The sequence below is a fragment of the Mycoplasma mobile 163K genome (genome assembly GCF_000008365.1).
Lineage (GTDB): Bacteria > Bacillota_I > Bacilli_A > Mycoplasmatales > Metamycoplasmataceae > Mycoplasma_J > Mycoplasma_J mobile.
In genome coordinates, this window is sequence record NC_006908.1 from 162,668 (window position 1) to 182,907 (window position 20,240).

Genomic DNA, 20,240 nt, shown 5'->3' on the forward strand with positions numbered 1-20,240 from the left:
TATGACAAAAAATTGAAATTTCGAAAATAAGGAAAATTATTATCCAAATATTGTTCTTTTTCATTTAGGTGATGATGAAACTTTACAAGCTTATGACTTAGATGCAGAAATAAAAGAATATATTAAATATTCAAGAATTGGTTCAAACAATACTGATGAAGCTTTAATGCAAAAAGGAATAAATGAACTTTTTTTAACATGATTAAAAAAAGATAAAAAAGTTTTAAATTCAAAAAAGTTTTTTAAACTTAATTCAGATAAACTAAAAGATTACTTGAAAGAAGTTGATATTTCAATTATTATTTCAAAATCCAATGACATTGCTCAAATAAATTATTTGACGGCTTTAAATCAATTTATTTTTAAACCTTTAGATATCTTAAGTTTTAATTTTGTATTGAGGACTTCTAATCATAGTAAAAAATCTGAAAAAGTCCTTAACAGTTCAATAAAACTTTTAAAAAAGCAAACTAGATCTCAAATGATTATTATTGAGGAAAGAGACATTTTAGCATCATTTCAAAATCTGAAAATTAGTAATTTAAAAGAATTTATTTCAAAAAATTTCATTAAACTTGTAGATTCTTTAATAAGCCCATTTTTAAGAGTAGTAGAGAATCCTTATTTATTTAAAAAGTTAAAATATCAAATTTTCACAAATGAAATAAATTCAAATCTTATTTTATCATCTCTAGCAATAAGTAGAAAAACAGAAAACAGGTTAGAGGATTCATTAAGAAAAGTTCTTATAAACCCAATCTTTAAATCATCTTTTGAATATTCAAAATTGTTATTAGTTAACATTAAAGGTATTTTTTTAGAAGATAAACATAAAGAAAAAATTGAAAATAGATTAAAAGAAATTTTAGGGCATGAAAAAGAAATTATTGTAACTTATTTCGATGATAGATATGCAATGGATAGATACACTCAAATTTCTATTTTTGCATTTTTTGTTGAAAAAACAGGACATACCAACAAAACCACTCAATTGCAAAATAATTTGCTAAATTCTAAAGAAGAATATCAAACAATTGTTAATAACTTGACAGAAGAAATTCTTCTAAGATAAAAAAAGTGATAGTTATCTATCACTTTTTTTATTAAATTTAAAATGCTCATTATAATTATTCACAAAATTTTCAAATAAATTGTAAATATTTATGTAAACATTGTCTTCTATTTCGACATTTTTTTCTTTTATTTCGAGATATTTATCACCATTCATTTTTGTGATTTTAACTAAGAAATTTATGATTTCTTCTTCATTTAATATATCGTCCTTACCTATTTCTATGCTTTCAGACAAATATTTTATGGTATAAATATCTTTATTATTTATTAATATTTCTAACATAATTCTCCTTCAAATTTAAATAACTTAAAAAAAGAATTTTTGTAAAAACTATTATTATTTCCGAATTGCTTCATCAATTTTTTCGAATAATTTTAAAAATTGAATATCATCTTTTGCATATTTAGTTTGTGACTTTTTAAATTCGTCCATTTCTTCATTGATCATTTTTATTCTATCATTTAAATCTTTATGAAGGTTTTTAAATTCAAAAAAAGCATTCAAACTACTAAAAAATGCAATTGAACCTGTTATAAAGGCAATTGCTATGAAAAAAGGTCTTGATAACTGATTATTATTAAGTCTAATTGCAAACAAATTTAGTACAACTAACATAGAACTAATTGCAAAAATAGCAATATTTAAAGTTAGAAAAATACCATAGCCAACAACATATCTTTTTTTAAAAGTTTTGTATTGCTCTTTTATTTGATTAATTAATTCTTTTCTTGAATATTGACCAATGTCATTTGTTAAAAAATTTCTAAATTCTTCTTCTTTTTTTCTATGTCTCATTTTATATTTCCTTATTAATTTTTATGATTTCTAAAGATTTTTCATATTCTCTTAATCTATTTGCTTGTTCAAGGATCAAACATACAGTTTCAAATAAAATAATTTCATTTTCTTTAGTATTTTTTGTATATTTACCTGCTCTTAATTCAAATTCCATTTTTTCAAATTTTAATTGCTTATGAATTTTTCAATTTTTTTTATATGTATCTTTTACAACAAAAAAATTGACAATGCTTGATAAAAATGCACTAACACTAGAAATTATTGAGTTTGTAAAAACAAACACATTACTTGGTCCTCCTGCAGGATCTTGGAATGCTAATTTAGCAATATTTAATGTACTTATAATTACAACATTAAATGTCAATGCAATTATAATAAAATTCAACAAGTAATATAAAAATCTAAAAGAAGAGTAGATTCGAAAGGTTTTGCTTATGTATTTTTTAGTAAATGACCTTACATCTTCTTTTGAAGATAAAATTTTTGATTCTTTATTAGATTGATTAATCATCTTCATCCTCTGAACTTTCATTAATAAAAATCGATTTTAAAACTTTCAATGTTTTTGCATTTTTTGGTTTTTTCAAATATATATCATTAATATTTTCAAGTAAAATAGTAATTTTTTCGTAATTATAATTTTCAATATCCATTTTAGATTTTATTAAAAGATATTCCAATTCTTGATAAGCTTTTTTAAATTTTTGAAATCTAGATTTAGATTTATAAATTGCTAATACAGTTAACAATATAAATAGAAAAATTGTAAAAAATACAACTAATGCCGATAAAATAAGTTCCAAACTATTTCCAATATTTGAATCATTTAGAATTACCCCTAATGTAAAAGATGCAAGACCAAGCAAAACAATGTTTAATAAAAAAATTAGCGTTGAAGTTAAAATCCAAATCAAATGGTTAGCTTTTGATTTAAAATTCAAATTATTTAAGAAAATATCTACTTGGTTTTGAATTTTATAAAATTTTTCCTCATTAGAGTCAAGTAAAATAGTCCTTATTATGTTTTTGTTTTTACTAGATTTATCTTTCATATATAATCAATTATTTTACCAAATTTAAAAGTTTTATTAAATATAAAAAATCAAATTTCATATTCTTAAAAATTAATATTTAAATTAATATATAATGTTTATTATGAAAATATTTAAATTTTTAAAAGCCACATCAATTTTTCTATGGATTTCTATTTTTGGATTAATAAGCACTTTTGTTGGAACAATTCTTTATTGATTTTATCTTTTTCCAACAACTGGACTTAATGTATTTTTATTTAACATTACAAGACCTTTTCCGGATGTAATGTCTTCAATTTTGTTTATTGTTTTTTTTACTTTTTTCTTGAATTTATTCATTTTAAGTTCTATGTTTTTAGTTGGTTCAATTGATTTTTTCAGAAAAAACTTATTAAATCCTAATAACATTAATTTTAGATATTGAACTTTTATTTTTCCTTGAGTATTTAAAAAATTAAAAAGATCTTATTTAATGAGAAATTATTTATTTATAAAGGATTCATTAGAAAGTAAAGATAGAATTGATTTTACTTACAAAAATAATAATAATTCTGATTTACCTTTTAGTGATGAAGAGCTTATTTTCAATGAAAATAAAAATCAATCTTATGTTGTGGAACCAATTGAATATGTGAATGAAGATGAACAAATCTTTAGAACAAATAATGTAAATACTTTTTTTGAAAATAATCAATCAAACACTAACACTTTAGAGTCAAATTATGAAGATGCATTTTACCAAGATGATTTAGTGGAACCTCAATCATTTAATCAAAATTGAAGAACACAAACATTTAACACAAATCAATTTGAAAATACAAATTCTTTTAATACAAATACCCAACAAGAAGACACATATTCATATTTATATGCTCAGCCAAATCCTGATGCAGCTACTCAAAGTTTTGGGACTGAATATATGGATACATTTGCTAAAAATCAAGAATATAGAAATTATTATGCAAATAACCAAAATCAAAATGTTTCCAACAAAAACACACAGTTTATTTGAAAACATCCAAATTTGATAAAAGCAAAAAATACAAATACAAACACAATTCCTAAAATTCATGAAATTTATAAAGGGTTTCCTCCTCAAGGTCTTCAAACTAATAACTTTAATCCTTTTGTTAATCCAAAAACAGGTCAAAGAATTTCTCATCCTTTTTACTCTGATCAAAGAACAAAACAAATGATGATTCAAAAGCAATTGTATACACTAGAATTTATGTATAAATCAGGACAAATAAGTCCCTCTGATTACTATGTAAAAAGAAATCAAATTACTAATTTAAAATAGCTCTTAGCTATTTTTTCTTTTTTTATTTTTAGATAATTTATAATGTGTATATGAAAGAAAAACGTGATGAAATTTTATTAAAAATAATAGATTTATATATAAAAAGTGGGCAACCTGTTAGTAGCAAACAATTGATTTCAGAATATAAATTAGCTGTTTCTAGTGCAACAATAAGAAATATCATGGCAGATTTAGAAAATGAAGGTTTTTTGGAAAAAACTCATACTTCTAGTGGCAGAATTCCTTCTATTTCTGGATATAAATTTTTTGCTGAACATTCTAAATCAAAAACCAATGAACTACTAGAAAGTAAATTAAAAGAAATTTTTTCAAAAAGATATCTTTCGATAGACGTTACTCTTGATGAAGCTGCAAAAGCAATTAATGAAATAATAGGACTTACCTTGGTTACATCTTCAAATGTAAATACAGAAGTATTAAAATCAATTCAACTTATAGAATTAAACAATTATTCAGCAACAATAATTCTTGTTACATCAACTGGTCAAGTTGCAAATAAAACAATTGATTTAACTAATTTCCAAGACATAAAATTAGAAGATGTAAGAATAGCAATTAGATTATTTAAAGAAAGACTTATTAACACATCTTTAATTAACTTAAGAGAAAAAGCTCTTGCTTTGAAACCTATTTTGTCTAAATACATTAAAAATTACGAGACAATTTTGCAATCCTTTATTGGAAATGTTTTTGAATTTGAAAACAAAAACCATGTTTATGGGAAATCAAATATAATAAAACAAGAAGGAATCGATCGATTACATTTAACTCAAATTTTAGATTTAATTGAAAATAATAGTATTTGAAATATGATAGAAAGCAAAGTAGAAGAAGATGAAACTTTAAAAATTGATGTTAGAAATAGCAACATAAGTTTGATTTCCAAAAAAATTTTTGTTAATAATACTACAAAAGAAATTTCAGTAATTGGTTCAAATAGAATGGATTATATAAGCGCTAAATCTGCTATAGCTCTTTTGGAAAGTTTCATAAAACCAAAATTTTCTAAAAAAAACAATTAATATTTATTTATAATTAAACTTATGAAAGAAAGACAAACAGATTTTTTTAATTTTGGAGACAAAATAACATTTGATTATACAGCAAAAGTTACTAAAGATAATTTAGAATGAAGTAAAAAAAATATTTTTCTCACTTTAGGAGAAAATACTTTTTTACCAAATTTTGATTTTCATTTTTTAACTATACCTTTTAGTGATAAGTTGATAATCAATTATAAATTTAGTGATTTTTATTTTGATAAAAAATTATCTGGTAAGGAAGTAGAATTTTCAATTCAAATTCAAAAAAGAGAAGCGAGTTCAGATAAAAATTTACAAAGTAAAAATCTAATTATTGATGCTATCAATGTTCAAAGAGATTTTTCAGAAAAAAATAAATCAAGTGATAATTTAGAAATTTTAAATAAACAAATTGAAGATAAAAATGATTTAATAATTAATTTAGAAAAAAAAGTTTTTGATTTAACTCTTGAGAACAAAAAAAACATTGATGATTTTAATGAAAAAGCAAAATCTTTTGCAAAAAAAGCACAAGAAGAATTGGATAAATATAAACTAGAATTAAAATCATTTTTGGAAAATGAATTTGAAGAGAAGAAAAAATTTTCATTTCAAAAATTATTTGAAAATATTATAAATCCTTTAAATAATTTTAGATTGGCAATTGATGCTGGTTCAAAACAGGAAAATTCTTCCATTAAGTCATATGTGCAAGGTTTTGAAATGCTTTTAAATCAAACAATAAATATTTTAGAATCTTATGGACTAATAATTATAAGACCAGAAATAGGAGACACCTTTAACCCTGAAGTTCACAATGCAGTTGAATTAAGAGAAGAAGGAACACCAAATAGAATTTTGAAAATTAACTCACTAGGCTATCAATTTCATGAAAGAGTTTTAAAACCAGCTTCAGTTATTGTTTCGAAATAAAAATTAGCACTTTTTTATATAGAGTGCTAATTTTTTGTTATAATGATCATATAAATTTTAAAAAGACAATCAATTTGTCAAATTGAAAGGATTAAAATGGCAAAAGAAAAAATTATAGGAATTGATTTAGGAACAACAAATTCAGTTGTTGCAATCTTAGAAGATAAAACTCCAAGAGTTTTAGAAAATCCTAATGGAAAAAGAACAACCCCATCAGTTGTTTCATTTAAAAATGATGACATTATTGTTGGAGAAGTGGCAAAAAGACAGTTAGAAACAAACATAAACACAATCGCATCAATTAAAAGAAAAATGGGTACAAGTGAAACTGTTAAGATAAATGACAAAGAATATAAACCTGAAGAGATTTCAGCAATGATTCTTTCTTATTTAAAAGACTATGCAGAGAAAAAAATCGGATCAAAAATTAAAAAAGCAGTTATAACTGTTCCTGCATATTTCAATAATGCGCAAAGAGAAGCAACTAAAACTGCCGGAAGAATTGCTGGACTTAGTGTTGAAAGAATTATTAATGAACCAACTGCTGCAGCTTTAGCTTTTGGACTAGATAAAACAGATAAAGAGCAAAAAATTCTTGTTTACGATTTAGGAGGGGGAACTTTTGACGTTTCTGTTCTTGAATTAGCTAATGGAACTTTTGAAGTTCTAAGTACAAGTGGAGACAATTTTTTAGGTGGGGATGATTGAGACAATGAAATTGTTAAATGATTAATCGGAAAAATTAAATTAGAACATAAATATGATGTTTCAAAAGATAAAATGGCAATGGCTAGATTAAAAGAAGAAGCAGAAAAAGCAAAAATTAATTTATCTACAACATCTACAACATCAATTAATTTACCCTTTTTAGCAGTAACAGATTCAGGACCTATTAATGTTGAAGTCGAATTAAAAAGAAGTGATTTTGAAAAAATGACTCAACATTTAGTTGAAAGAACAAGAAAGCCTGTTAGAGATGCTTTAAAAGAAGCAAAATTAAAATCAGAAGATTTACATGAAGTTTTACTTGTAGGGGGTTCAACAAGAATTCCTGCTGTTCAAGAAATGTTGCAACACGAGTTGAACAAAAAACCAAATCATAGTATTAATCCAGATGAAGTAGTAGCAATTGGTGCTGCTATTCAAGGGGCTGTTCTTTCTGGAGATATTAATGATGTTCTTTTATTAGACGTTACACCTTTAACTTTAGGAATCGAAACACAAGGTGGGATTGCTACTCCTTTAATTCAAAGAAATACAACTATTCCTACAACCAAATCTCAAATTTTTTCAACAGCAGCAGATAATCAATCTGAAGTTACAATTAATGTTGTTCAAGGTGAAAGACAAATGGCTGCAGATAATAAATCATTAGGTCAATTTAATTTAGGTGGAATTGAAAAAGCACCAAGAGGAACTCCTCAAATTGAAGTTAGTTTCTCAATTGATGTTAATGGTATTATTAAAGTTAGTGCAACTGATAAAAAAACAAACAAGATTCAAACAATTACAATTGAAAATTCAACATCTTTAACAGAAGAAGAAATCAAAAAAATGATCGATGATGCAGAAAAAAATAAAGAAGCAGATGCTAAGAAAAAAGAAAAAATTGATGTAACAGTAAGAGCTGAAACTTTAATTAACCAATTAGAAAAAACAATTAAAGATCAAGGTGATAAAATAGATCCGAAAGAAAAAGAGCAAACTGAAAAAGAAATTACAAACATTAAAGATTTAATTTTGCAAGATAAAATTGATGAACTTAAAATAAAATTAGATCAAATTGAAGAAGTGGCAAAAGCCTTTGCACAAAAAGCAGCTTCAAAAGAAACTTCTAAAAACGAACAAAATGAAGATGGTTCAATTGATGCTGAGATAAAAGAAGAAGATCCAAAAGCATAATAATCAAAATATTATTTTAAATAAAACAAGACTTATTAAGTCTTGTTTTATTTTTTGAAAAGTTTAAAAAAATTATATAATTACTTGTTATGAAAAAAAATATACAAATTTTACAAAAGAAAATCGGTTTTTGATCTGCTTTAGCTGTTCTTGTGGGTTCAGTAGTCGGAATAGGAATTTTCTTTAGAAATGGTTCTGTTGCAACAGCAGTTGAATATAATGGAGTAGGATGATTACTTGCTTGAATTTTAGGAGCGATTATTGCTTTGTTTACAGCAATTTCTTATAGTGAAATTGGCTCTATAATTTCAAAAAAAAGATTTTCAGGTCTTTCGTATTGGGCTACAAAATTTGGAGGAAGTAAATTTGGTTATTTTGTAAGGTTTAATTTTTCTTTTTTTAACTTGCCTATTATTATTGTAGTTTTAGGTTTTTTTATAAGTGAATTCTTTTTTTTATTTTTATCTTGATCAGGAGTACCGGGTATAAGTTTAACTTCTAATCCGAATGCTTTAACAACACCTATTTACATTCACGTTTTATTCGGTACTTTTTTATCTATTTTGTACATTGTAATTAATAAAATTTCTTTAAAAATTGTTGCAATTCATCAAAATATTGTTACAGTATTGAAATTTGCTCCAATTATTTTAGCAATAATTATAGGTTTAGTTTTTGCAAATAAAGCTGGAAATAGTTTTCCTACAAATCCTTCTGAAGCAGGAAATGCTTTCCAAAATTCTAATTTTAATTTTGGAAATGTCTTGAAATCTTTACCATCTGTTTTATTTGCTTTTGATGCTTTTTTAATTGTTGGATCTCTTTCGAATAAAGTAAAAGGAGGATCAAAAACAATTTCAAAAGTAGTTATAATTGGAATGATCTTTTCAGCGATTATTTATATTTTACTAACAATAGCTTCAATTTTACATAATGCAAAAAGCATAGGAGATTTAATTACTAGTGCTATTTCAAATGATGCTGCAAAAGCAATAAATATCTTTTTATTTTTGTTTATTTTTATTTCAGGAATTGGTGTAGTGAATGGAATAACTTCAGCCTATGTTACTGAAATGGAAAACGGTTCTTATTTGCAAACTTGATTTGGAGCTAAATTTTTAGTTAAAAAAATTGGAAATTATTGAACAGGAGTGGCATTTACGGCTATATCTTATGTTTTTTGATGATTAATTTTTGTAATACCTGCTTTGATAATGAATTCAGATGAATTATTTGATGCAGCAACTAATTTTGTAACAATATTTTTCTTTGGAATTTATGCAATAATAGTTCTACTTTATCTTTTAAAAAGAAAAGAATATGATTCGACTAAAAAAGTTAATAAATATTTATTTTACATTGCTTCATGAACTTCAATTATAGGAATTACAATTACTGTTTTCGCACAATATGTTGTAGGAATTCAAGATGCAATTGAACTTGGTTCTAATTCTGCAGGTTTAGGTGTTTTTGTTAAAACCAATTCCATTAAGAACATTGATTATATAATTATGAATTTTATTTTTTTATCTATTTTTTTTCTTCTACCAACAATAAATTTTTTCTTAATAAAATTTTTTGAAAAAAGAAATGCTTTTATAATACAAAAAGAAGAATTTGAAAATTCAGAAATTTTTATTGCAAATAATGAAGAAAATAATCAGCTAAAAAGTAAGAAAAAATTCTTTTTTATTAAAAATAAATAAGATTTTAAATTTAAACGAAAGGTATTTAAGAAATGATCAAAAAAATTGGGTTTTTTACAGCTTTAACTATCCTTGTTGGAACAATGGTAGGAATAGGAATATTTTTTAAAAATAATTCAATTTCTACTATTGTTAAGGGTAATGGAATTGCGTGATTAATTTCGTGAATTTTAGGAGCAATTATTGCAATTTTTACAGCGCTATCTTATGTTGAAATTAGCACTGCTAAACCTAAAGAAAAATCAGGAGGACTTTCTTATTGAGCATCAATTTTTTCTGGAAAAAAATTAGCTTATTTAACAAGATTTAACTTAGCATTTTTTTATTACCCAATTTTTGTCGTTGTCCTTGGTATTTTCGCAAGTCAAATTTTTTTCCAATTTTTAAATTTAATCGCACCAAACAGATTTGAAAATATTAGTGTTTGAATTCATGTTATTTTCGGAATTTCTATTTCCATGATTTATTTTATTTTAAATAAAATTTCAATTTGAATTGCTGGAATTCATCAAAATATTGTAACTATTTTAAAGTTTATTCCTCTTTTTGTCGCAATTATTGTTGGGTTGATATTTGCAAATACTAATAATATTGGTGGATCAAATGCATTTAATCAAGGTGCATTTGATTTTTCAAGAGCTTTATTTGCAATTCCTTCTGTTTTATTTACTTTAGATGCTTTTTTAATTGTAGCAACAATTACTCACAAAGTAAAAGGAGGAGAAAAAACTGTTACAAAAGTAGTTTTAATTGGAATGGTTTTTGTTTCAATAATTTATATTCTAGTAACAATTGCTTCAATTTTGCACAATTCAGGAACTGTAGAAAAACTTATTCAAAATTCTTTGGCCATTGGATTTAGTAATGGAATTGCAATTTTTGTCAATTTCTTTATTTTTATTTCTGCTTTAGGTGTAATAAATGGAATGTTTACAGGTTTTATTGGAGAAACTGAAAATTCAACATATTCTTTTACATGATTTGGGTCAAAAATTCTTACAAAAAAATTTGGACCAAAAAAAGCAATGTCATTTTTTTATTTATTTTCTTATTCATTTTGATCGTTAATAATTTTTATTCCAGCTATTACTTTAAATTCTGATTCAATAATTGAAACAATTAGTAATTTTCCAACATTATTTTTTTTCTTGGTTTATGGACTTGTAATTTTTTTCTATGCAATAAAAAGACACAAAACAACCGAAACAAAAAAAATAAATTCTGTTCTTTTTTACTTTATTAGTATTTTTTCAATGATAGGAATTGTAGTGGCGATTTTTTCACAATTTATTGTTTTAATAATCGATGCTTCAACTTTACCTAATATTGAAGGAGCTTTTGGGACTATTGGTATCAAGTTAACAAATTTACAATTAATGATCACAACTATCATTTTTATTATTTTATTTTTCTTATTACCTTACATTAATTTTTTACTAATTAAATACTTTGAAGAAAATTTGCAAAAGAAATCTACAATTAAAACAACAAAAATGGATAAATCAAAAAAAACTTTACAAGAGAATTTTTAAATATGAATTTAAATAATATAAAAGTCATTAATTCTAATGATGATGAAGGTGAAAATTTTAACTACCCAAAACTAATTTCCACAAAAAAGGATTTATTTTTTGCAAAAAAATTGAAAAATTTGGCCCTTCTGGATTCATTTTGCTTAATACTATTATTATTTTTTGTTTTAACTGAATTAATCATATTAATTTTGTTTTTATTATTGAATAGAAACGACATCATATCAATTTTTTCAATTGTAATTTTGGGTTTAATTATTTTATTGTTTTTTTCTAGAATAATTTTTATAAAGAAATATTTAAATTTGAAAAAAATTGTTTATGAATTTATCGATAAGTTTGATGACAAATCTCTTTTTAAATATCTAATTTACGATGATAATTTTTGATTTTGAGTCAAAACAATACTTAATCCAGTTTGGTCAATTTTATTTTTGAAATTCATATTTAAATATACAAATAAAATTATCAATCTTTTTAAAAAACCTTTATCAGAAAAAGAAATCAAACAAATAGTCGAAAAATATGATGCTGAAAAATTTAAATATTATAAAAATAAAGAAGATTTATTTAATAAAATTAATAATTAAATTTCTCCATTTGTCAAAATAATAGTTTTTAAGTAAAATAAGTTATCATTTATTATATGAATAAAAAAGTAAGAAAAGCAATTATCCCAGCAGCAGGATGAGGTACAAGATTTTTACCAATAACAAAAGTAATCCACAAAGAACTACTACCAATTTTAAAAAAACCAGCAATTGAAATTTTAATTGAGGAAGCATTTGAAGCAGGAATTGAAGAGATTATTTTGGTTATTTCTAGTAGAAAGCAAGAACTAAAAAGATATTTTGAAGTCAATCACGATTTAGAGTTAGAATTATTTAAAAACAAAAAATGAGACCTTCTTAAATCATTAAAAACAACTAATATTAATGCAAAAATTAGAATTGTTTACCAAGAAAAACAACTTGGTTTAGGACATGCAATAGCAGTGGGAGCACAATGGATTGATGATGAACCATTCGCAGTAATTTTAGGGGATGATCTAATTAAATCAAAAGAACCAGCAATAAAACAACTTATTAGAGAATTTGATGATAAGCAAGCTTCGATTTTAGGTGTACAAGCAGTTGAAGAAAGGGATTTAAATAAATATGGTGTTGTTGTTCCTTTTAAAGGATACGATCCTAAAGATAAAAGCTTTAAAATTATAGGAGCAGTTGAAAAACCGAAAATTGAAAATGCTCCTTCCAATAAAGCGATTCTTGGAAGATATATTTTTACTCCAAGAATAATTGATATTTTGACAAATCTAAAACCTTCAAAAACAAGTAATGAAATAGATGTTATAGATGCCTTTTCAAAATTATTAAAAGAAGAAGATATTTATGCTTACCAATTCTCAGGGACAAGATACGATATAGGTAATATTGAAGGATTTGTAAAAGCTACAATTGATTATGCTTTAGATGATGATAAACTAAGAGAAGTGGTTTTAGAACACATTAAAGAGAAAGTTTAATTTATGTCTTTAGAGGTTATTTTTGGTTCAAATATTTTGCTAATATTAGTAGCTTATTTTATTGGTTCAATAAATTTTTCTATCATTGTTTCTAAAATTTTTAAAAAATCAGACATTAGAGAAAAGGGTTCAAAAAATGCAGGAGCCACTAACATGGCAAGAAATTTTGGTTTTAAAATAGGTTTTTTAGTATTTTTTTTAGATGTTTCAAAATCTTTTTGATTTGCTATAATTTCAGCAATTCTAAGAGATTTTGTCCCTTTTTTTGGAGCTGTTATTACTCAATTAGTTGTTCTTTTTGTAATTATTGGGCATGTTTTCCCAATCTACTTCAAATTTAAAGGCGGGAAAGGCGCTGCTACAAATTTAGGAATGATCGCTTCTTTAAATATAATTCTTGCAATAATAGGTGGAATTATATTTTTTGCAATGATTTTTAGATGAAAAATTGTTTCTCTAGGCTCTTTTATTACACCATTCATTCTAGTAATTTTTATGATTATACCCTGAATGAATTCATCAATTATTGCTTATGTAGGTTATTCAGATTTTTATCAACCTGTAAGAGAATCATTTCAAGGTGCATGATATTTATCTTCTCTATTCTTATTTTTAGCAGCTCTTATTATTTTGTTTACACATATTCCTAATATTAAAAAGTTAATAAAAAAAGAAGAATCTGTTCTTAAGTTTTCTAAAAAGTCGAAAAAACTAGCATAAGACTTTTATTTATAACCTATCATAAGTAACATTTTTCAAGTTTTTTACATAATTATTGAAAAAAATAATGGTCCTATTTTCATCAATTTGTTTGTCTTTTAAATAAAAATTATGTTTTTTTCCAATTTGTTCAAGTGAAATAAAAATTTGATTATCATCAAAACTAGGTTGGAGACCTAGTTTTTCTATTTCTTCTGGATAATATTCACTAAGTAATTTATAAGATCCAAAAAATAATTCCTTTTGATTAATAATTTCTCATTTTATAGAACCAATCATTGCAATTTTTATTGCATCTAATTCATATTCAATTTTCGGAAATAAGATTCCTGGAGTATCAAATAATTTAAATCTCTCAGTAATTACTAATTGTTGACCTCTTGTTACTCCTGGCGTATTAGCAACTTTTGTTTTGGATTTATTTGCTAGTAAATTAATTAGTGTGCTCTTACCTGTGTTTGGTAACCCTAAAATCATACCAACAGTAAAAGGATTTAAAAGGCCTCTTTTTTTATCATATTCTGTTTTTTTAAATAGAAGTTTATCAACACTTTTGATAATAATCGATCTTGTATTCTGCTTTTTCAGATTTGTAAACAAAACATCGGAATTTTCAGTTCTAAAATATCTTTCCAATTTTTGGTACTTTTTAACATCGCCATAATCAATTTTATTAATAATAAAAAGTCTTGGTTTTTTAGGACTAATTTTATCAAATTCTTTATTATAAGTACTAATAGGTGCTCTTGAATCTAAAACAATAATAAAAAAATCAACAAATTTCTCTTTTTCTTTGATTTGTCTTAAAGCTTTTGCCATGTGGCCAGGAAATCATTGAAACATATTGTTATTATATCTTAATGCTTTTTTAATTAAGGTTTTTAAAGTGATTAAGTAAAATTGCTCCTGCAGATGCTACATTTAAACTTTCAAAATTTGTTTTAATATAAATAAGCTTTGATGCTAATTTCTCCATTTCTAAGCTAATTCCATTTGCTTCATTTCCTAAAACAAGCGCTAATCATTTTGGATTTTCAACTGCATCATATTCAAAAGCATCAGAACGAAGAGTAGTAACATATATTTGATAATTATGTAAAGATTTTAAAAAATCCACTGCATTTTTGACTTTAATTAAATTTACATAAAAAAATGCGCCTTGAGAAGCTTGTAAAAATTTATGATTGTAAATATCGACACCTTCAACAATTACATCATTAAAACCAAAAGCAAAAGCACTTCTAACAAGAGTGCCCAAATTACCTGGATCATTTATATTTTCAAGAACTAAAATTCGTTTAGATTTAACTTCATAATTTACATTCATTTTTTTACAAATCGCAATAATCGGTTGACTAGTTTTGTTACTACTTATCGAATCAATAATGCTTTGAGAAACTTTAATAGCATTTTTAAACTCTACTGAAGCATAAATTTCTACCACTATATCTTTTTTTAATGCTTCTTCTACTAAATGAAATCCTTCAATAATGAAAAAGTTTTCTTGATCACGAAAATTTTTATTTTTTAATTTTTTCAAATATTTTAATTTTGCATTAGTCATTTAATAAAAAATCTTGCCCTTTTTGTACTTCATATTTAGATAATTTTTCAAAATTTCATTGCCTCTGAATTTCATATGCAATTAAAAAAACTGTATTTGCTAAATTCAAACTTCTCATGTCTTTATCCATTGGAATTCTTAAGCAATTTTCTAGATTATTTTTTAAAATTTTTTTTGGTATTCCTGTTGATTCTGTTCCAAACATGACAAATAAATCATCATTATTTTGATATTTTTTAAAATTTACATCACTATAATTAATTTTTCCATATCTTGTTAGATAGTAAATGCTCTTTTCACTATGTTTTTTTAAAAAATCATCATATGTTTCATAAACTTCATGCTCAATATCTTCTAAAATTCAACCAGCTGCAGAACGTTTTAAATATTTTGGATCAAGATCAAAAGCAATTGGTTTGATAATATGCAGTTTTGCTTGCGTTGCTTTGCAAGTTCTAATGATATTACCTGTATTTGGTGGTATTTCAGGTTGAAATAAGACAATATTAATCATTATTCTATTATATAAATTAATTATTTTATATTGTAAAATATATATACAATTTAAGGAGTTTAATGAGCACAAATTCAAAAAAATATCTTTTTGCAATTGATTTAGATGGAACTGTTTTATCCAATAGTTTGACAAATGATATCCATCCTATTACAGAAAAAGCTATTAAAAGAGCAATACAAGAAGGCCACATAGTAACAATTATTACAGGAAGACCTTGAAGAAGTACCCAACCAACATATGAAAGACTCGGACTAAGAACAATTGTTGGAAATTACAATGGAGCACATATTCACAACCCAAAAGATGAATATTTTCAACAATATATTTCGCATGTAAATTTAAATGAAATGCTTTATATCTTAGGGGATAAAAGAGTCAAAGAAAGTATTTCCAATATTGCTTTCGAAGGTCCGGGGTGAGTCCAATTGGATAAAAGAGACGAAAACTTAGAAAGAGTTTTTGGTTTTGATACTGCTGTAAAATTTGCAGTTGGTCTTGACTTAACAAAATTACCTTTAAAACCTACTGGTGTTATTATTGATATAAGAGAAGGCGTTGATGCTGCAAGATTGAAAAGATATTTAGATAGAAAATTTGGTGATTTAGGGGAATTTAGTTATTGATCTAAAGGAGAAGGTTTAACTCCAGTTTTGGATATAGTAGATGTAGGTGTGAAAAAATCAAAAGTTATATCTTTATTGATAAGATATTATGATATTGAGTTAAAAAATACTATAAGTTTTGGTGATGGACTCAACGATTTAAGTATGTTTAGAACAACTCATATTGCAGTAGCAATGGCAAATAGTGAAGAAGAAGTGAAAAAAACTTCTACAGTTATTTCAACTTTAAGAAACGATGAAGGAGCTGTTGGAGCATATATTAATTACTTTCTAGAAAATGCTGAAGAAGAAATTGAAAAATCTGATAAAGTTAGAAAAAAAATAATTGAACCAACAATTTTTTAATTATGAATTTCAATGAATATGTAACAATTGGAAGTGATGAAACAGGTGTAGGAGATTATTTAAGTCCTATTGTTGCTTGTGCAGTGTTTTTAAATCCTGAAAATATTTCGAAAATCAATAAATTAGATATAAAGGATTCAAAATTGCTAACTGATAAAAAAATTAAAGAAATAGCAAAAGAATTAAAAAAACTTGTTAGTCATTCTATTAATTATTTTTCCCAAAAAGGCTATAATAATTTGAACAAATTTTTCAATGCTCATGAAATAAAAATGTTCTTGCATTTGAAAAGCATCAATTTTTTAGAGCAAAAGCACCAAAACATAGATTATGTAATCATCGATGCTTTTTCAGATGAAAAAAATATCGATAAATATATAGAAAAACTTGTTAATAACAAAAAATTTATGTTGCAAAATATTAAAAGTGAAAAAAAAATAATTCAAAAAGCTGAATCTTTATCATTATCAGTTGCTTGTGCATCAATTTTAGCAAGAAATTATTTGTTGGAAAAAATGGAAGAACAAAATATAAAATACAATTCAATTTTTCCATTAGGAACAAATTCAATTGTAGAAAATTTCACATTAAAATTTGTTGAGAAAAATGGTTTTGAAGAGCTGTACAATGTTGCAAAAATTAAATTTAAAACAACAGAAAAACTTTTTGGACTTAAAAAAGCATAAAAAAAATGGGGCGTATGACGGGGTTCGAACCCGCGCATGACGGTTCCACAAACCGCTGTGTTAACCGCTTCACCACATACGCCATATTTTATTTAATTATAATAGAAAATTTTTTTATTTTTATATTAATTAAAAAGAAAAACCCTTTAGTTTATAATGTATATTATGAAACTTTTGATTAAAGAAGCACTTGAAGATGCTTTATTAAAATTAAACATTAGTAGAAAAGTTATTCTGACAGATGCAAAAGATTTTGGAGATTTTTCTTCAAATATTGCAATGGTTTTGCAAAAAGATTTAGGGAAAAACCCTTTAGAAATTGCTCAAATGATTGTTGAAAAAATTAACAAGGAAAAATTTTTAATTGAAAAAATAGAAATTGTTAAACCAGGATTTATAAATTTTTTTCTAGATCACAAATTTTATGTTTATTTATTAGAAAAATTTAGCAAAAATGATTTTTTAATTGAACTAGAAAAAACTTACACTTATAATCTTGAATATGTTAGTGCAAATCCAACAGGTTTTTTACATATTGGACATGCAAGAGGCGCAGCAATTGGCGATACTTTGGCAAATATTTTAGAGTTTGCAAATAATAAAGTAATTCGAGAATATTATGTTAATGATGCAGGAAATCAAATAAGCATTCTTGCTTATGCGCTTTATATAAGATATCAACAAATTTTAGGAAACAAAACTTTAAATTTGCCAGAAGATTCATATCACGGTGAAGATATTAAATATTTTGCAAAAATTTTTCACAAAAAATATCAAGAGAAATTTAAAAATGTTGATTATTCATTAGAAGTTGAAAATTTTTTTAAGGATGAAGGAGTAAAAATAGCTCTTGAAAAAATTAAGTTAGATTTAAAAACTTTTAGAGTTGAATTTGATCTTTATACTTCTGAAAAATCTATTTATCCATTAATAGAAAAATCTTTAAAAAAATTGAAAAATACTTATGAACAAGATGGTGCTCTTTGATTAAAAACAACTGATTATGGCGATGATAAGGATCGTGTTTTAATTAAAAATGATGGAACTTATACTTATTTTGCTCCTGATTTAGCATATCACTATGTTAAAAAAACAAGAAGTGAAAACGTTGATTACTTAATAGATTTTTTTGGTGCTGATCATATTGGATATGTAAAAAGAATGCAAATAGCTCTTGAACAATTTGGTTTTAGTAAAGACACTTTAAATGTTCTAATTTTAGAAATGGTAAAATTAAGGAAAAATGGAACCGAATTTGTTATGTCAAAAAGAAAAGGAACTGCTATTTCATTAGAGGATTTGATAGAATTGATTGGTGTGGATAATGCAAGGTTTTTCTTAGTTGATCATTCTTCAAGTTCAAAATTAGATTTAGAAATTGACTTAATTGCAGAAAAAAATTTAAGTAATGGAGCTTTTATAATACAATATGCATATGCAAGAACAAATTCAATTTTAGAAAAAACAAAAGTAACTTTAGATGTAAAATTAATTAGAAAACCTTTTGATGACAAATTTGAAATGAAATTAGTTAATGTTTTAAAGGAATTTCCAATTTTAATTGAAAAAATTGCAGAAAATTTTAAAATTCATTTATTAAGTCAATATTTAATTACTTTAGCTAAAAGTTTTAATTCTTTTTATTCTAATTCAAAGATAATTGATTCAGAAGAAGAACTAAAATTAATTTTATTAGTAAAAGCAACACAAGCAGTATTAAAAAAAGGATTGGATCTATTAAAAGTAGAGGCACCAGAAAGGATATAATATGACAACAATTGATGTAATTATGAAAGCGTTCCAAAACGAAGAGAGTTTAAATTTCGAAGGAATTTTTTCTTTTTTAGAAAAAGAATTTAAACCACTTTGAGAACAAGAAGCGACAACAAAAAATATTACCTATGAAAATTTACTTGTAAAAAAACGTGGAGAAGTTTATAAATTATTAACTATCCATGGTGATTTTGTAAAGTTAAAAGAAAATAAGTGAACAACATACAAATTAAAAATGGAAAATTCTTTATAAAAAAGTTATATATATTTAGGAGAACAAAATGAACAAAACAAAATTAGTAAATGCAAAAGAAATGCTTAAAAAAGCCTATTTAGGTAAATATGCAATTCCACACATTAACACAAACAATTTAGAATGAACAAAAACAATTCTTTTAACAGCCCAAGAAATGAATTCGCCTTTGATTATTGGGGCTAGTGAAGGTGCTATTAAATATATGGGAGGAATGAAAACTGTTCATGCCTTAGTTTCATCTCTAATTGAAGATTTAAAAATTACTGTGCCTATTGCTCTACATTTAGATCATGGATCATATGAAGGTGTAGAAAAAGCTCTTGAAGCAGGATTTACATCAATAATGTTTGATGGAAGTCATTTATCTTTTGAAGAGAACTATAAAAAATCAAAGGAACTTATTAAAAAAGCAGCACCATATAATGTAAGTTTTGAAGTTGAAGTTGGCTCAATTGGTGGAGAAGAAGATGGAATAATTGGAGAAGGAGAAATTGCAGATCCTAAAGAAGCACTTAAAATGTCTAATTTAGGAGTGGATGTTGTTGCAGCTGGAATTGGAAATATTCATGGCCCATACCCAGCATCTTGAAAATCTCTAAATTTTGATGCTTTAAAAAATATTGAACAAGAAATTAAAAAAGGTATTGTTTTACATGGAGGAAGTGGAATTCCAACCGATCAAATTAAAAAGGCTATTTCTTTAGGAGTCTCAAAAATTAATATCAACTCGGAATTACAATGAGCAAACAAAAAAGCAATTAAGGAATTTGTTATTTCAGGAAAAATTGATGTTGATAAAAACTATGACCCTAGAAAAATTTATGCTCCTGGTATAAAAGCAATGGCAGAAGTAATTAAAGAAAAAATTATTGAACTTGGCTCACAAAATAAAGCTTAAATATTTTAAA

22 protein-coding genes and 1 tRNA gene are annotated in these 20,240 nt (G+C 24.7%); 15 read left to right on the top strand and 8 right to left on the bottom strand.

Going from position 1 to position 20,240, the window contains the following annotated elements:
• The first annotated feature begins 1 nt into the window (after position 1).
• A complete protein-coding gene (gene p42 / locus MMOB_RS00570; protein WP_011264625.1) occupies positions 2-1,072 on the top strand; it encodes a gliding machinery protein P42 in 1,071 nt (356 codons plus the stop codon).
• Positions 1,073-1,084: 12 nt separating this feature from the next.
• On the opposite strand, the gene MMOB_RS00575 is transcribed toward p42, so the two are convergent.
• From MMOB_RS00575 to MMOB_RS00590, 4 genes are read right to left on the bottom strand one after another with little or no spacing between them, the layout of a single operon-like run.
• On the bottom strand, positions 1,085-1,357 hold the full coding sequence (locus MMOB_RS00575; RefSeq protein WP_011264626.1) for a hypothetical protein: 273 nt from the start codon (positions 1,355-1,357) through the stop codon (positions 1,085-1,087).
• Positions 1,358-1,411: 54 nt separating this feature from the next.
• Positions 1,412-1,870, bottom strand: coding sequence for a hypothetical protein (locus MMOB_RS00580; RefSeq protein WP_011264627.1), 459 nt, complete (start codon positions 1,868-1,870; stop codon positions 1,412-1,414).
• A gap of 1 nt (position 1,871) precedes the next feature.
• Positions 1,872-2,384 carry a DUF4231 domain-containing protein gene (locus MMOB_RS00585; protein WP_041362770.1) on the bottom strand — a complete coding sequence of 171 codons (513 nt, stop codon included), beginning with the start codon at positions 2,382-2,384 and terminating at the stop codon, positions 1,872-1,874.
• Positions 2,377-2,925: a hypothetical protein gene (locus MMOB_RS00590; protein WP_011264629.1), complete on the bottom strand. Its 549-nt coding sequence runs from the start codon at positions 2,923-2,925 to the stop codon at positions 2,377-2,379. Before MMOB_RS00590 ends, MMOB_RS00585 begins: the two co-directional genes overlap by 8 nt.
• 103 nt (positions 2,926-3,028) lie before the next feature.
• Here MMOB_RS00590 and MMOB_RS00595 point away from each other — a divergent pair, with 103 nt between their 5' ends.
• The 9 genes from MMOB_RS00595 to plsY all read left to right on the top strand — a co-directional run bounded on the left by MMOB_RS00595 (position 3,029) and on the right by plsY (position 13,568).
• Positions 3,029-4,207 carry a DUF2905 domain-containing protein gene (locus tag MMOB_RS00595; RefSeq protein WP_041362773.1) on the top strand — a complete coding sequence of 393 codons (1,179 nt, stop codon included), beginning with the start codon at positions 3,029-3,031 and terminating at the stop codon, positions 4,205-4,207.
• Positions 4,208-4,257: 50 nt separating this feature from the next.
• Entirely contained in the window at positions 4,258-5,250 is a 993-nt protein-coding gene (hrcA, locus tag MMOB_RS00600; protein WP_050707639.1) for a heat-inducible transcriptional repressor HrcA, read from the top strand.
• 21 nt (positions 5,251-5,271) lie between these two features.
• The gene (grpE, locus tag MMOB_RS03475; RefSeq protein WP_011264632.1) at positions 5,272-6,183 is read left to right on the top strand and encodes a nucleotide exchange factor GrpE; all 912 of its coding nucleotides are present in this window, start codon (positions 5,272-5,274) and stop codon (positions 6,181-6,183) included.
• A gap of 96 nt (positions 6,184-6,279) precedes the next feature.
• Complete coding sequence (gene dnaK / locus MMOB_RS00610) at positions 6,280-8,085, top strand: molecular chaperone DnaK (protein WP_011264633.1); 1,806 nt, start codon at positions 6,280-6,282, stop codon at positions 8,083-8,085.
• Positions 8,086-8,174: 89 nt separating this feature from the next.
• The gene (locus MMOB_RS03480) at positions 8,175-9,791 is read left to right on the top strand and encodes an APC family permease (RefSeq protein ID WP_011264634.1); all 1,617 of its coding nucleotides are present in this window, start codon (positions 8,175-8,177) and stop codon (positions 9,789-9,791) included.
• A gap of 32 nt (positions 9,792-9,823) precedes the next feature.
• On the top strand, positions 9,824-11,323 hold the full coding sequence (locus MMOB_RS00620; protein ID WP_011264635.1) for an APC family permease: 1,500 nt from the start codon (positions 9,824-9,826) through the stop codon (positions 11,321-11,323).
• A 2-nt stretch (positions 11,324-11,325) separates the two neighbouring features.
• Positions 11,326-11,913: a hypothetical protein gene (locus tag MMOB_RS00625; RefSeq protein ID WP_011264636.1), complete on the top strand. Its 588-nt coding sequence runs from the start codon at positions 11,326-11,328 to the stop codon at positions 11,911-11,913.
• 56 nt (positions 11,914-11,969) lie between these two features.
• The gene (locus MMOB_RS00630; RefSeq protein ID WP_011264637.1) at positions 11,970-12,848 is read left to right on the top strand and encodes a UTP--glucose-1-phosphate uridylyltransferase; all 879 of its coding nucleotides are present in this window, start codon (positions 11,970-11,972) and stop codon (positions 12,846-12,848) included.
• Positions 12,849-12,851: 3 nt separating this feature from the next.
• A complete protein-coding gene (plsY, locus tag MMOB_RS00635) occupies positions 12,852-13,568 on the top strand; it encodes a glycerol-3-phosphate 1-O-acyltransferase PlsY (RefSeq protein ID WP_011264638.1) in 717 nt (238 codons plus the stop codon).
• 9 nt (positions 13,569-13,577) lie between these two features.
• On the opposite strand, the gene ylqF is transcribed toward plsY, so the two are convergent.
• From ylqF to MMOB_RS00650, 3 genes are read right to left on the bottom strand one after another with little or no spacing between them, the layout of a single operon-like run.
• Entirely contained in the window at positions 13,578-14,411 is an 834-nt protein-coding gene (ylqF, locus tag MMOB_RS00640) for a ribosome biogenesis GTPase YlqF (RefSeq protein WP_011264639.1), read from the bottom strand.
• A gap of 25 nt (positions 14,412-14,436) precedes the next feature.
• Positions 14,437-15,132 (bottom strand): TrmH family RNA methyltransferase, encoded by a 696-nt coding sequence (locus MMOB_RS00645; protein ID WP_011264640.1) that lies wholly within the window; start codon positions 15,130-15,132, stop codon positions 14,437-14,439.
• Complete coding sequence (locus MMOB_RS00650) at positions 15,125-15,646, bottom strand: tRNA (cytidine(34)-2'-O)-methyltransferase (RefSeq protein WP_011264641.1); 522 nt, start codon at positions 15,644-15,646, stop codon at positions 15,125-15,127. The genes MMOB_RS00645 and MMOB_RS00650 overlap by 8 nt, the downstream gene beginning before the upstream one ends.
• Before the next feature lie 62 nt (positions 15,647-15,708).
• Here MMOB_RS00650 and MMOB_RS00655 point away from each other — a divergent pair, with 62 nt between their 5' ends.
• Positions 15,709-16,617, top strand: coding sequence for a Cof-type HAD-IIB family hydrolase (locus MMOB_RS00655; protein ID WP_011264642.1), 909 nt, complete (start codon positions 15,709-15,711; stop codon positions 16,615-16,617).
• A 2-nt stretch (positions 16,618-16,619) separates the two neighbouring features.
• Positions 16,620-17,303: a ribonuclease HIII gene (locus MMOB_RS00660; protein WP_011264643.1), complete on the top strand. Its 684-nt coding sequence runs from the start codon at positions 16,620-16,622 to the stop codon at positions 17,301-17,303.
• A 6-nt stretch (positions 17,304-17,309) separates the two neighbouring features.
• Here the strand turns inward: MMOB_RS00660 and MMOB_RS00665 are convergent.
• Positions 17,310-17,385 (bottom strand) — tRNA-His (locus tag MMOB_RS00665).
• 83 nt (positions 17,386-17,468) lie between these two features.
• Between MMOB_RS00665 and argS the strand changes: the two genes are divergently transcribed.
• Genes argS through fba form a run of 3 tightly spaced genes read left to right on the top strand, consistent with a single transcriptional unit; the run spans position 17,469 to position 20,230 of the window.
• On the top strand, positions 17,469-19,070 hold the full coding sequence (gene argS / locus MMOB_RS00670; protein WP_041362784.1) for an arginine--tRNA ligase: 1,602 nt from the start codon (positions 17,469-17,471) through the stop codon (positions 19,068-19,070).
• Position 19,071: 1 nt separating this feature from the next.
• Positions 19,072-19,329, top strand: a complete 258-nt coding sequence (gene rpoE / locus MMOB_RS00675) for a DNA-directed RNA polymerase subunit delta (RefSeq protein WP_011264645.1) — start codon at positions 19,072-19,074, stop codon at positions 19,327-19,329.
• Between the two features lie 28 nt (positions 19,330-19,357).
• A complete protein-coding gene (gene fba, locus MMOB_RS00680; protein ID WP_011264646.1) occupies positions 19,358-20,230 on the top strand; it encodes a class II fructose-1,6-bisphosphate aldolase in 873 nt (290 codons plus the stop codon).
• The last annotated feature ends 10 nt before the right edge of the window (positions 20,231-20,240 follow it).